9 protein-coding genes are annotated in these 13,115 nt (G+C 58.0%); 8 read left to right on the top strand and 1 reads right to left on the bottom strand.

The window, feature by feature from the left end; translation table 11 throughout:
• Positions 1-13 precede the first annotated feature (13 nt).
• From CFB04_RS13795 to CFB04_RS13830, 8 genes are all read left to right on the top strand, one after another.
• Positions 14-718 carry a LytTR family transcriptional regulator DNA-binding domain-containing protein gene (locus tag CFB04_RS13795; RefSeq protein WP_231934189.1) on the top strand — a complete coding sequence of 235 codons (705 nt, stop codon included), beginning with the start codon at positions 14-16 and terminating at the stop codon, positions 716-718.
• 133 nt (positions 719-851) lie between these two features.
• A complete protein-coding gene (gene cooS / locus CFB04_RS13800; RefSeq protein WP_088535808.1) occupies positions 852-2,774 on the top strand; it encodes an anaerobic carbon-monoxide dehydrogenase catalytic subunit in 1,923 nt (640 codons plus the stop codon).
• 21 nt (positions 2,775-2,795) lie between these two features.
• Positions 2,796-3,674: an AAA family ATPase gene (locus tag CFB04_RS13805; protein WP_088535809.1), complete on the top strand. Its 879-nt coding sequence runs from the start codon at positions 2,796-2,798 to the stop codon at positions 3,672-3,674.
• Positions 3,671-4,267, top strand: a complete 597-nt coding sequence (locus CFB04_RS13810) for a 4Fe-4S dicluster domain-containing protein (protein WP_088535810.1) — start codon at positions 3,671-3,673, stop codon at positions 4,265-4,267. Before CFB04_RS13805 ends, CFB04_RS13810 begins: the two co-directional genes overlap by 4 nt.
• Positions 4,264-5,508 (top strand): NAD(P)/FAD-dependent oxidoreductase, encoded by a 1,245-nt coding sequence (locus CFB04_RS13815; RefSeq protein WP_231934190.1) that lies wholly within the window; start codon positions 4,264-4,266, stop codon positions 5,506-5,508. Before CFB04_RS13810 ends, CFB04_RS13815 begins: the two co-directional genes overlap by 4 nt.
• 79 nt (positions 5,509-5,587) lie before the next feature.
• Entirely contained in the window at positions 5,588-6,787 is a 1,200-nt protein-coding gene (locus tag CFB04_RS13820) for an acetate kinase (RefSeq protein WP_088535811.1), read from the top strand.
• A gap of 213 nt (positions 6,788-7,000) precedes the next feature.
• Positions 7,001-8,890 carry a malto-oligosyltrehalose trehalohydrolase gene (treZ, locus tag CFB04_RS13825; RefSeq protein WP_197692516.1) on the top strand — a complete coding sequence of 630 codons (1,890 nt, stop codon included), beginning with the start codon at positions 7,001-7,003 and terminating at the stop codon, positions 8,888-8,890.
• Positions 8,891-8,904: 14 nt separating this feature from the next.
• The gene (locus CFB04_RS13830) at positions 8,905-11,901 is read left to right on the top strand and encodes a malto-oligosyltrehalose synthase (RefSeq protein ID WP_088535813.1); all 2,997 of its coding nucleotides are present in this window, start codon (positions 8,905-8,907) and stop codon (positions 11,899-11,901) included.
• A gap of 1 nt (position 11,902) precedes the next feature.
• Here CFB04_RS13830 and CFB04_RS13835 read toward each other — a convergent pair whose 3' ends face one another.
• Positions 11,903-13,096: a glycoside hydrolase 100 family protein gene (locus CFB04_RS13835; RefSeq protein WP_088535814.1), complete on the bottom strand. Its 1,194-nt coding sequence runs from the start codon at positions 13,094-13,096 to the stop codon at positions 11,903-11,905.
• Positions 13,097-13,115: the final 19 nt, after the last annotated feature.

Below are 13,115 nucleotides of genomic sequence, written 5' to 3' on the forward strand. Positions count from 1 at the left end.
CACTGGAGGTACCGTGACAGGAAGTGAACTCGTCAACATGATTGAGCGGGTCGAGCCTGGAGTTGTCCTGCTCGATGCCGACTATTCCATTTCCCACATCAACCGGATGTTCATGCTGATGTTCAGCGCGATTCCCCGTGAGCGTCTCTTCGAAAGCGACATTCTCGGGTTTCACCGAGAGGAGAGCCGTGCGAAAGTTGCAGGAAAGCTTCGCCTTGCTGAAGAAGCCCAGCGTCAGATTCCCCTTTCCCTCAAGATAATCAACCAGGACGGACAGGATCGTTACCTGCTGATCAAGATAACTCCTCTAGTAGATCGAAACGAAGCCGAAAACCGGCTCTGCGCGCTCTTCTACGATATAACGCCATTCATTTCTGCAGAGCGCAGACTTACGAGAATTCCGGTTACTGCCGGAGGAGAAATAAACCTCCTCAGCCCCGAGGAGATCGTATACCTGAAAGCCGACAACATCTATTCCCGGGTATACACTGAAAACGGCGAGTATCACTGTGACTTCTCTCTGGGGGAGATCACAAAGCGCTTGCCTCCCGAACAGTTTTACCGCATACATCGCAGCTACGTCGTAAGCATCCCCAAGATCAGAAAGGTGCGGCGTGAGACGTCGGAATGCTCAGTTAGCATCCGGGAGAATGACGTACGGCTTCCAATCAGCCGGGAGAAGCTGCAGCACTTCCTCGTGGAGCTCGGCCTGAAGTAATAACCCAGCTTCCTTCATTCCTCTATTCCTGCCATTTACAAGCCCCATCCGCAGTTCACAAGACAGCTCTTACCCTGACAGCTTCAAACATATACGATCACCTCAGAAAAGCACCATCTTGAGGAGGCCGTAAATGTGCGACGGATGCGGTAAAAATGATTATAGAAGTGCTGATCCGGCTGCGGTTGAAATGCTGGAGATAGCCGACCGGAAAGGGTACGAAACGATATGGAGCCGCTTTGAGAAGCAGCAGCCCCAGTGCGGCTACGGACAACTTGGTACCTGCTGCCGCATCTGCGTTATGGGCCCCTGCCGGATTGATCCTTTCGGCGAGGGGCCGACACAGGGAGTGTGCGGCGCCACAGCAGACACCATTGTTTCCCGGAATCTTGCAAGGATGGCGGCGGTGGGTTCCTCGTCACATTCGGACCATGGCCGCAAAGCCGCGCTTCTTCTGAAGGCAGTGGCGACGGGGGTGAATACCGATTATCGCATCACCGATTCGGAAAAGCTCCTGGCCGTGGCGCGAAAACTCGGAATCCAGACATCCGGGCGCGGATACTCCGAAATCGCCGGAGACGTGGCCGACGCCGCCATCAATTGCTTCGGGAAGCAGGACGAGGAACCGATTCTCTTCCTTGAGAAGTTCATGCCCCGCAAGCGCCTGCAGCATCTGAAGAACCTGGAGAAAACGCTAAGGGAGACTACCGGTGCGGTAACCGGGTTGCTCCCTCGCGGTATCGACCGTGAGGCCGTCGATATACTCCACCGCACCCACTTCGGCTGTGACGCCGATCCACTTTCGCTTATCGCCCAGACAGTCCGTTGCTCCCTTTCCGACGGCTGGGGGGGATCGCTCATTGCGACCTCTGTCCAGGATATTCTGCTAGGTACCCCATCGGTGAAGGCGGTAAAGGCTAACCTCGGCGTGCTGGAGGAGGAGAGCGTCAACGTGGTGGTGCACGGTCACGAGCCGATTCTGTCGGCGAAAATAGTGGAGATGGCGCTGGCTCCCGATATGTTGCAGGCGGCCGAGGCGGTCGGGGCCCAGCGGGTTAACGTAGTGGGCCTCTGCTGCACGGGGAACGAGGTGCTTCTGCGCCAGGGAGTGGGAATGGCGGGGAACGAGGGGCATAGCGAGCTTGCGATAATGACGGGCGCGGTGGACGCCATGGTGGTGGACGTCCAATGTATTTATCCCGCCCTTGCCGACCTGGCGACATGCTTCCACACAAATCTCATCACCACAAGTGAGCAGGCGAAGATACCCGGGGCTCGACACATCCAGTTCAACGAGCAGGAGGCCGATTCCATAGCAACGACAATAGTGCAGGAGGCCATCGCGGCCTTCCCTCGCCGCAATAGGGCTCGGGTCCACATTCCACAGCATTCCTCGACGGCACTAGTCGGCTTTACGGTAGAGGGTGTGCTCGCCGCACTAGGCGGCTCACTCCAGCCCCTGATCGACCTGATCCTGAAAGGAACCATAAAGGGTATTGCGGGGGTTGTGGGTTGCAATAATGTAAAGGTGCGGCAGGACTCTTTTCATCGTGCGCTTACCTCGGAGCTGATAGAGCGCGACATCCTCGTCATCGGCACCGGCTGCTGGGGGATCGCCGCCGCAAAGGCTGGTCTGATGGACCCGTCCGCGGGGAAGATGGCTGGACCTGGCCTTCGAGCTCTGTGCGAACAACTGGGCATCCCCCCTGTCCTCCACATGGGGTCGTGCGTCGATTGCTCCCGAATGCTCCTTTTGGCCGGGGCAATTGCCGATCAGCTCGATCTCGACATCTCACAGCTGCCGCTGGTCGGATCGGCACCGGAATGGACAACGGAGAAGGCTGTCGCCATAGGTACCTATTTCGTCGGAAGCGGCATCCCCGTTCACCTCTGGCCGCTTCCGCCAATCCTCGGCGGTCCGCAGGTCACCCGAATACTCACACAGGATGCCAAGGAGATATTTGGCGGGTATTTCTTCGTTGAGGAAGACCCGGTTGCCACCGCCGACACGATGGAGACCATCATTATGGAGCGGCGAGCGGCTCTCGGCCTCTAGCTTAAAAAGGAGCGAAGCAAGATGTGCAAACCTAACAAAGGCTTCAGATTAGTCATAACAGGAAAGGGGGGGGTAGGAAAAACAACTCTTACCGCATGCCTCGGCACCGCACTGGCTCGCGACGGCATCAACGTCCTCGCCGTCGACGAGGACCCTCAGATGAACCTCCCTTTTGCCCTGGGTCTCGGTGTTGAAAAAGGCTCCAAGATAGTGCCACTCAACATGAACGGGGATTACATCGAGGAGAAGACCGGCATCCGCCCAGGCAAGAGCGGCTGGGGCGCAATGTTCAAGCTGAACCCGAACGTGGCGGATGTGGTGGAGCGGTACGGGATGAGATGCCGGGAGAACCTGAGCCTGCTCGTGATGGGAACCGTGAAGCAGGCAGGGGGCGGTTGCCTCTGTGCCGAGAATGTCCTCCTTGATTCGACGATCCGTCACCTTGCGCTGCGAAGAAACGAGGCGATTCTTCTCGATACACAGGCGGGGGTGGAGCATTTCGGCCGGGCGCTGGCAAAGGGCTTTCACCACTGCCTCGTGGTTTCCGACATTTCCTTCAACTCCCTCACTGTCGCTTGCCATTCGGCAGCCCTCGCTCGGGAGACGGGGATCGAGAGGGTGTCGCTCGTTGTGAACCGGGTGAAGGAGGGGGGGGAGGAAAAGCTTGCACGCTTCGAAAGGGAAACGGGGCGTGAGCTGGCAGAGCAGTTCGATGCGATCTTCATGCTTCCACTGGAATCCCGCTTCGAGGAGCTGGAGCCTGACGTGACGCGGGTCATGGAGATGGATGGCAGCGATTACGCCGCTGGGGTTGCCGCTCTGGCCTGGAGGCTCAATCACGGGGAATGCGGCTGTGGCCCGGCCCACCACCATCCCCATGAAACGGAGAACCGCCGATGAAGCGGATATTGGTCGATTACAAGAAGTGTCTCGCCTGCAAGGGTTGCGAAACAGCCTGCGCCGTCGAGCACCACCCGTCCCGCTCCTTCTTCGGAGCGCTTGGAGACAGGAAGACCGAGATCAACGTTCGGGTGCTCGGGGTCGAGCAGGAGGCTTTCCCCCTTTCCTGCCGCCATTGCGATCCAGCCGATTGTCTCAATGCCTGTCCTTCGGGAGCTCTCTGCCGCGACCCGGAGACCGGAGCCGTTGTCCTGAACCCCGATCATTGCAAAGCTTGCGCGATGTGCGCAATGGTCTGTCCTTTTGATGCCATAGCATTCAAGGAAACCCATCGCTCCCGCTACGGAAGAGATGTGGCTCATAAATGCGACCTTTGCAGCAGCCGGGTGAAGAGGGGGGCTGATCCGGCCTGCGTGGAGGCCTGCCACTCGGGCGCACTGATTTTCGGTGAGCACTCTGTGGTACGTGCGGGTAGGGCTGTCAAGGGTTTGCGCAGCTATCTCCTCGGAGAGGGAGAGATGCTGCAACCCCTGATGGAGCTGTTTCGTGAGCTGCGCCGCAAGGAGTTCGCGCGGCGACGGAAAGGTGAATGATGAAAGTCGTTACGGTCGGCACCGGAATGGCGGCTGCGGAGTTCGTACAACGTCTGAGGTTTGAGGGCTTTTCGGGCGAAATAACCATGATGGGGGATGAAGATTTTCCCCCGTATTCTCCATGCGTGATCCCTTTTTACCTGGCCGGGGAGCCCATGGAGACGGTCTACTGGAAGGGGAGCGACTTTTACGAACGCTACCGGGTGACAGCGCGGCTCGGCGACCCTGTGGTGGAGGTCGATCCGGAGCGCCATCTGGTAAGGAGCGCTGGCGGGCATTGTGAGACTTATGACAGGCTCTTCTTCGCTACCGGTGCAAGGAGCTGGTATCCTCGTCCTGAATGGCTCGATACACATGGCGTCTTTGGGTTCAAGACGCTGAGCGACATGGTTGCCATTGACCACTACATTCGCGAGAACAGCGTCACGGAGGTAGTGGTGTTCGGCGGCGGCTTCATCGGCGTCGATGCTGCCCTGGCGCTCCGGCACCGCGGCCTCAGGGTTGTGCTCGTGCATCGCAACACGCGGGTCCTGTCTCAGATGACCGACGAGGAGGGGGGGCTGTTTGCTACAGCCAGGCTCCGTGAGAAAACAGGGATCGACATCCGGCTGAAAACGATGGTGGAAGGCATCGTCTCCTGCAACGGAGCACTCAAAGCGGTAACCTTATCCACTGGCGAGAGCATGGAGACCTCTCTCCTGATCCTGGCCATAGGTGTGTCGCCTAACTCGGAGCCGTTGAGCGGCAACGACAAGGGAATTGCAGGCAACGCTCAAATGATGGCTGACCCGTCCATATATGCCGCCGGTGATGTAGCGGTCACTACCCATGCCGTCAGCGGTGCCACCGGAATCTACGCCACCTACCCGAACGCCATGCTCCAGGCGCGTACCGCCGCCCGGCACCTGGTCCACGGCGAAGGCTGTTACCTCGGTTCCATCAACACTAATATATTGAGGAAGCATATCGAGTTTCCCATCGTTTCGGCCGGGAGCTTCAATGGAGAAGCGGTCACATGGACGAGGGGGGACATCTGGCGCAGGGTCTACCTGACAGACGGGATGATCAACGGCTATCTCGTCATCGGCGATATGCGTATGTCCGGATACCTTTATCAGCTCTATGTAGCGCGCAAACGTGTCGACCGCACGATACGACAGGTGCTTTTCAGTCCGACCCACGACGGCTATTACCGGGAGATGCTCGGAATCGAACCATTAAGCCGACATGATCAGGCCTGAAACCTTTCCATTTTCCTCCGGCTGTGATACTAAGTGTTCATGAAATAATGCTACTATTCAGAGTCGGTTCTCTCTGCCCATGAACGTGCTTATCCTTAATTGCTGGACCTCTTCCATTGCGTTCCACCTCCTCGATGGAAAGAAAAAAATCCGACTCGCAGACGGCACAGTCGAGCGGGTGACACTTGACGGAGGTTCCATCTCTCTGCGTCGCCCGGGGAGGGAAGTGCATGAAAGGAAGCTGGAATGCCCGACCCACGCCTCCGCGGTCGAAGCGGTCCTTGCTCTCCTTGCCGATCCGGACGCCAAACTACTGCAGAATCCACACGAAATCAGCGTCGTTGCCCACCGGGTGGTCCACGGTGGGGAAAAATTTCACTTCGGCTGCGTAATAGATCAGGAGGTCCTGGGCTCGCTGCGGAAGCTGCGGGCGCTGGCTCCCCTTCACGCCCCCTCCAACATCGCGGGGATAGAGGCCGCGATGAAACTGCTGCCGGGGGTTCCTCATCTGGCATTATTCGATACTGCTTTTCACCATACGATGCCTCCCGAGGCATACCTCTACCCGCTTCCTTATGACTGGTACGAACAAAGGGGCATACGCCGGTACGGCTTCCACGGGCATGCTCACCAGCATGCCACTATGCGGGCTGCTTCCATTCTCGGAAAGCCGCTGGACTACTGCAACCTCATAACCATTGCCATAGGCCGTGGAATTTCCGTCTGCGCCGTCAGGAATGGAAGGTCCATCGACACCAGCATGGGGCTCACTCCCCTCGAAGGTGTGGTGATGGATACCCGCTGCGGTGACCTCGACCCCGGGCTCACGACATTCATGATGGATCGCCTGAACTTGTCGCCTCCCGAGATCCACCGTGTTCTCAACGAGAAAAGCGGCCTCTATGGAATAGCCGGGAGTGGCAGCAGGATCGAGCTGATTGAGAGGGCCGGGCAGGGTGAGTACCGTGCGCAGTTGGCACTCGATATCCAGTGTTATCGCTTGAAGAAACAGATCGGCGCCTATATCGCGGCAATCGGCAAAACCGATGCGGTTGTATTTACCGCCGAAGAGGAGCTGACCGACTGGCGGCTGCGTGAGCAGGTCCTGAACGGGCTTGAGCTGATGGGCATAATAATCGACTCTGAAAAAGCTCGCCTTGCGCTTCCGCGAAAGGAGGAGGTGATTTCCGCCTCCGGGTCGCCTGTTACAGTGATCAACGTTCCGACACACCTGGAGACGGTGATGTGCGAGGAAGTTATGCAGATTCTTTCAGCATGAAGCTGAGTCCTCTTCAGCGATTCCTCCGCCCGGTATACTTGGCACCCATGTAGCCGCAGTTCCATCCGAAGTTCCTTCCATCCCCCTTCTCAACCCTGCCTCACATTGCTCAACCATTCACATGTGTTAGAATGACTTCATGCTGCAGCGCCGCAACCCCGGCTTTCCCATGCCACTGAGGCATTCCGTTCAATACTTTTTCCGGGATTTCAAATGACTCCATCTACTGATGAAACATGTGTGGCAGAGGGTCCTGTCAGTCCCGGCTGGAGACTCAATATCGGAGGCATGGTGCTTCCGTGTGGAGCCGAGTTCCGTGTATGGGCTCCGAAAGCGAAGAAGCTGGAAGTCGTCCTCAAGGCGGAATGGGGGGAAAGGCTGTTTCCGCTGCGGGAGGGAGAGAAAGGCTACTTTACCGGCATCATCCCTGAAGCGGTGAGCGGGAACCGGTATATGTACCGTATCGATGGAGCCCTGGACCGTCCGGACCCCGCCTCCATGTTTCAACCTGAAGGCGTCCATGGCCCTTCACAGCTGGTGGACCCACGCGGGTACGAATGGCGGAATCCTGTCTGGCACGCTCCCGCACTCTCAGACTACATAATTTACGAGCTGCATGTAGGTACCTTTACACCGGAAGGCACGTTCGAGGCAGTGATAGGGAAGATCCCCTATCTTCTTGAGCTCGGGGTGACGGCAGTCGAGCTCATGCCGGTGGTCCAGTTTCCGGGGGACCGTAACTGGGGGTATGACGGTGTTTTTCCATATGCACCCCACAACGGCTACGGGGGTCCCGAAGGGCTGAAGCGCCTCGTCGATGCCTGCCACGGAGCAGGTCTGGCAGTTATCATCGATGTGGTTTACAACCACCTGGGCCCCGAAGGAAACTATCTCCGCGATTTCGGTTTCTATTTCACAGATCATTACCGCACTCCGTGGGGGGATGCCATTAACTTCGACGGTCCATGGAGCGATGAGGTCCGTGCCTATTTCATCGACAACGCCCTCTACTGGATCACCGAATTCAGGGCCGATGCCCTGCGGCTCGACGCCGTCCACGGCATCTATGATTTCGGGGCCCGACATTTTCTCCGGGAGTTGGCCCGAGCGGTCCGCAAAGAAGGGGAGTCTTCCGGGCGGAGGGCATACCTGATAGCGGAGAGCGACCTTAACGATGTCCGCCTCATCACGGAGCCGCAACGAGGAGGATACGGTCTGGATGCACAATGGCTGGACGACTACCATCATGCCGTCCACTCCATCCTCACCGGAGAACGGGACGGGTACTACCAGGACTACGGAGTAGAGAAGCAGCTGGTGGCTGCGCTGCAGGAAAACTACATCTATTCAGGTCAATATTCGATGGCACGAAAAAGGAGACACGGGAACAGTGCCGCCGAAAGCCCGTCGAAGAGCTTCGTTGTATTTTCCCAGAATCACGACCAGGTGGGAAACCGGATGCTGGGTGAGCGGCTTTCGAGTCTCATTTCGTTCGAATCGCTTAAACTGACTGCGGGCCTCATAATCCTCTCCCCGTTCATTCCGCTCCTCTTCATGGGAGAGGAATATGGTGAAAATAACCCCTTCCTTTACTTCGTGAACCACACGGATCAGGAGCTTGTGGCAGCAGTGCGGGCGGGAAGGCGGGAGGAGTTCAACGACTTCGCCTACAGGGGTGAGCCTCCCGATCCTGAGGACATGGCGACATTCGAGGCGTCCAAGCTCGACTGGCGCAGACGGACAGGGGGAAGCAACCTGACCCTGTACCGGTTCTATCAGCGTCTCATAGGGTTGCGGAAAAGCGTGCTGCCGCTGCGCCCGGAATCCGGGAGGGAGGCCGAGCTGGTGGGGGATGGACTTGTTCTTCTCAAGCGTAGATCGGGGAGGGAGGAAGCGATCTGCCTCTTCAACCTCGCAGAGCAGGACCGGGAAGCGGAATGGAGATTGCCGGGGGGGTGGGTGAAGCTGCTCGACTCGTCGGGAGAGGAATGGGGAGGGACAGGAAAGGTGCTGCCGGATCAGCTTGGCCCTGGAAGGTTCGTCATGAGGGGGCGCAGTTGCGGTGTGTTCCAGAGTCATGACAGGCCAATTTCCGGAATGTAATTCATGGGAGGAGCATGGAAAGGAATCACTTCACCGGACTGCGGATTCCGTCTGCTACCTATCGCCTTCAGTTCAACGGGGGATTCGGCTTCAGTGCTGCGGCAGATACGCTGCCGTACCTGCAGGAGCTGGGAATAACCGATGTGTACGCAGCCCCCTTCTTCAAGGCTAAGGCAGGCAGCACCCACGGCTACGACATTGTTGATCATAACGTCATTAATCCGGAAGTTGGGTTTGAGGAAGATTTCGACCTTTATATCCGCCGGATCTCGGAGCTGGGGATGGGGCAGATCCTCGACATCGTGCCGAACCACATGTGTCTCGAAAGCCGCGACAACAGATGGTGGATGGACGTGCTCGAAAACGGCCCGGGGTCCATCTACAACAATTTCTTCGATATCGAATGGTACCCTGTCAAGCATGAGCTGATGAACAAGGTGCTCCTCCCGATCCTCGGCGACCAGTACGGAGCAATACTGGAGAACCAGGAACTGCAGCTTGGCTTCGAGCAGGGCTCTTTCCATCTCCACTACTGGGAGCACCGTTTTCCCCTGGTGCCCCAAACATATAGCTCTATCCTCTCCCATCGCCTGGAAATTCTGGCCGGGATACTCTCTTCGGAGCATCCGGACTACGAGGAACTGCTCAGCATACTTACCGCTCTGGAGCATCTTCCGTCATATACGGAGCGGGACCGGCACAAGGTGGCCGAGCGCTGCAGGGAGAAGGAGATCATCAAGCGCCGTCTCGACAGGCTCTACCGTGAGAGCCCCCGGGTCAGAGAACATATCGACGGCAACGTGACCATATTCAACGGCGAAAAAGCGGTCCCCGGGAGCTTCGACCTGCTGGAAAAGCTCCTGCGGGATCAGGTGTACCGCATATCCCATTGGCGCGTCGCCACCGAAGAAATCAACTACCGTCGGTTTTTCGATATCAACTCGCTGGGGGCCATCCGGATGGAACTCCAGGAGGTTTTCAGCGAGACGCACCGCTTCCTCTTCAGCCTGATCCGGGAGGGGAAGGTTACGGGCCTGCGGGTGGACCATGCCGACGGCCTCTACAATCCGAGCGAATATTTCCGCAACCTGCAGAGCGGATGTTTTCTCCAGCTTTGCCTGAAGGCGGTGCAGGGAGAAGAGCCCGTTCAGGAAGAACAGGTTATGCGGGACTACTATAAAGAAGTTCTCGGCATGGATCCGAAGTTCAAGCCTTTCTACATCGTGGGGGAAAAGATACTCACCAAAGGGGAAAAGCTGCCGGAGGACTGGCCGATCTTCAGCGATACCGGGTATGGTTTTGCCAATCTGGTCAACGCTCTGTTTATAGACAACAGGAACGCCAAGGCCGTCGATGCCATATACAGCCGCTTCACCAAGACCCGCATGAATTTCCAGGATGTAGCATACGAGAAAAAAAAGCTCGTGATGCAATCCTCGATGGCAAGCGAGATCAACACCCTTGGGCACCACCTCAACACAATTTCCGAGAAAAACCGCCATACCCGTGACTTTACCCTCAACAGCCTCGTCAAGGCCCTGGTAGAGGTCATCGCCTTCTTTCCCGTCTACCGGACATACATAAACTCGTTCGATGTGGCCGAACGCGACCGTCAGTACATCGAGTACGCAGTATTGAAGGCGAAGCGGAAAAATCCCGCCACCAACGTATCGATCTTCGAATTCATCCGCGACGTCCTCATGCTGCGTTTTCCGGAGAGTATCGACTCGCACCAGCGGCGCGAGTGGCTCGATTTTACGATGCGTTTTCAGCAGCTGACCGGGCCTGTGATGGCCAAGGGTGTGGAGGACACGGCCTTTTACGTCTACAACCGCCTCGTATCGCTCAATGAGGTAGGGGGAAACCCGGAGCGGTTCGGAATTACCATAGAGGCCTTCCACGGCCAGAACATAGAACGAAGCAAGGCGCGCCCACACAGTATGCTCGCCACTTCCACCCACGACACCAAACGGAGCGAGGACGTGAGGGCACGCATCGACGTGCTGTCGGAGATACCCGAGCTTTGGCGGGAGGCGGTGGTGCGCTGGAGCAGGTTCAACCGTAAGAGCAAAGTAGTGGTGGAAGGTCAGGCGGCTCCGGACCGGAATGAGGAGTACCTCCTCTACCAGACGCTGCTGGGAGCGTGGCCTCTCGACCCCGAAAAGGACCCGGGGTTGGAGTCGTTCAGGCTGCGCATCCGGACGTATATGCTTAAGGCGCTGCGGGAGGCGAAGGTGAATACGAGCTGGATCAGCCCGAACGTACTCTACGAGGATGCGGTGCTGCTCTTCGTGGATACCATACTTACCGAACGTGCCGGGAACCAGTTCATGGGTGACTTCGGCAGATTCCAGCAGCTCTCTTCGCTGTGCGGCATGTACAACTCCCTCTCCATGACACTTCTAAAAATCACCTCACCCGGTGTCCCGGATTTCTATCAGGGGACGGAAATATGGGACCTGAGTCTCGTGGACCCGGACAACCGGGGACAGGTTGACTATGCACGTCGGAAGACGATGCTGGCCGAGATTAAAAAACAGGAAGTTCGTCGAGGGCAGCTGGCACTAGTAGGGGACCTGCTGGAGCGGTGGAGGGAGGGGGGAATCAAGCTCTATCTCCTCTACAAGGCCCTCAACTTCAGGCGAAGCAGTCGGGAGCTGTTCAGGGGGGGGAAGTACCTGTCGATCGAGGTGAAGGGGTCACGGCATGAGAATCTCTGCGCATTCGAGCGCTGTGCCGGAGAGGAGACAGTTGTGGTACTTGCTCCCCGTTTCTTCGTCGGACTGACTGATGGAGGAAGGCGGCCCCCCCTGGGTTCGGAGACGTGGGGAGATACTTCATTGGTGCTTCCGTTCGACGTGCCGGGAAGCATCTACCGGAATGTCTTTACCGGCCAGGAGCATGTAGTGAGGGAAGGCGAGGGTAAGCCTGTATTGCCGGTGGGAGAGGTCCTGTCCGCTTTCCCGGTAGCACTCCTCGCGCGCTCGGGGAGCGGTCGGCAGGATTGCTGAGCTACGGGAGAAAACGCCGGCTGTTACAGAGAGCCTGGTAGGCAAGTATGTAAAGAGCGGCATTCCACGACTGTCCCGGCATGCCTAGTGCCTCCCCGGTTCGCCCGTGAAGCCACTCGTTGAACTCCCAGCCGTTGAGGCTGCTTGCCCGGGCGAGCCCTTCGAGGCAGTGCCACGCGGCGCGTGACATGCCCAGTCTGTCAAGCAGCAGGACGAGAAACCCTCCTGCGAAGGGCCAGATGCCGCCATTGTGGTAGTTCCAGGGGAGATTCTGCCGGTGACGCTGCATGTAAGTGCGCCAGAGCGGGTGGCCGACGGTAAGGGGAGATCCCACCACCCGGACGGGAAAGGGAGTATCCGCCTGCATGGCAATGATTGAGCGTGCGATGGCGGCGGCGCGTGACGTGTCCGCAAGCCCGGTGAGTCCCGCAAGGATGTTCCCGAGGATATCCTGCTCCGTGCCGCAGACGGAGAGGTTGACGAAGCTTAGGTAGAATGGGGTGGGCCTTCTGTTCCTGCGGGTGTAGTGAACGAGTAGGCGCATCCGGCGTTCATCGGGCAGGTGCGTTGCGAAGGGATGAAGAAGGTGGTTGGCGGACCGGTGCGTATCGGAGGCGGAGGGATCGTCAACCAGCCGTTTCAGCCATCGCCAAAGGACGTTGGTGTAAAGGACGAAGCCGGACCGGGGCATGATGTCCGCCCAATCGCTCGCCTCGTTCTGCTGGAGGAGCCGCCATGACTGGTGCTCCTGGCAGGAAAGCCACTGGATTGCGGCAGCCGCCGGGTTCGCCAGCTCTTCCCTCAAGGGGATGCCGGGGGCGATCCTGTCGCAGACATGAAGAGCGATAAGCCACCAGATAGTGGCGTCGATACAGCCGGTGTACCAGAAATCCGCTTCGCCATCTTCAGGTCTTACGAACTTGGGGATCTGCCCGTTGGGTGCCTGGTGATTGCCGAGAGTCATAAGACCTGCCCGGGCACATTCGATCAGGTCCGGTTCGCCTGAGGCCGCCATGCCGAGCGCACAGATTGCCGCATCCCGGCCGAAGATGCACGTATAGTTCCGCCGGTGGGCACGGGATCCCGGCGAGGCCGCGAGAATTCCGGCGGGGGTGCTGTTCATACGCAGCAGCTCTACGGAACGCCGGTAAGCTTCTTCGATGAGCCTGATATCGGTGGACGCTGGGTTGTTCATAGGGAGCTATAATAAATAA

The sequence above is a fragment of the Geobacter sp. DSM 9736 genome (assembly GCF_900187405.1).
Lineage (GTDB): Bacteria > Desulfobacterota > Desulfuromonadia > Geobacterales > Geobacteraceae > DSM-9736.

Coding starts and splice junctions, on each gene's coding strand:
- cooS (WP_088535808.1), top strand. CDS start 852: ATGTGCGACGGATGCGGTAAAAATGATTATAGAAGTGCTGATCCGGCT.
- CFB04_RS13815 (WP_231934190.1), top strand. CDS start 4,264: ATGATGAAAGTCGTTACGGTCGGCACCGGAATGGCGGCTGCGGAGTTC.
- CFB04_RS13835 (WP_088535814.1), bottom strand. CDS start 13,096: ATGAACAACCCAGCGTCCACCGATATCAGGCTCATCGAAGAAGCTTAC.
- CFB04_RS13820 (WP_088535811.1), top strand. CDS start 5,588: ATGAACGTGCTTATCCTTAATTGCTGGACCTCTTCCATTGCGTTCCAC.
- CFB04_RS13810 (WP_088535810.1), top strand. CDS start 3,671: ATGAAGCGGATATTGGTCGATTACAAGAAGTGTCTCGCCTGCAAGGGT.
- treZ (WP_197692516.1), top strand. CDS start 7,001: ATGACTCCATCTACTGATGAAACATGTGTGGCAGAGGGTCCTGTCAGT.
- CFB04_RS13805 (WP_088535809.1), top strand. CDS start 2,796: ATGTGCAAACCTAACAAAGGCTTCAGATTAGTCATAACAGGAAAGGGG.
- CFB04_RS13830 (WP_088535813.1), top strand. CDS start 8,905: ATGGAAAGGAATCACTTCACCGGACTGCGGATTCCGTCTGCTACCTAT.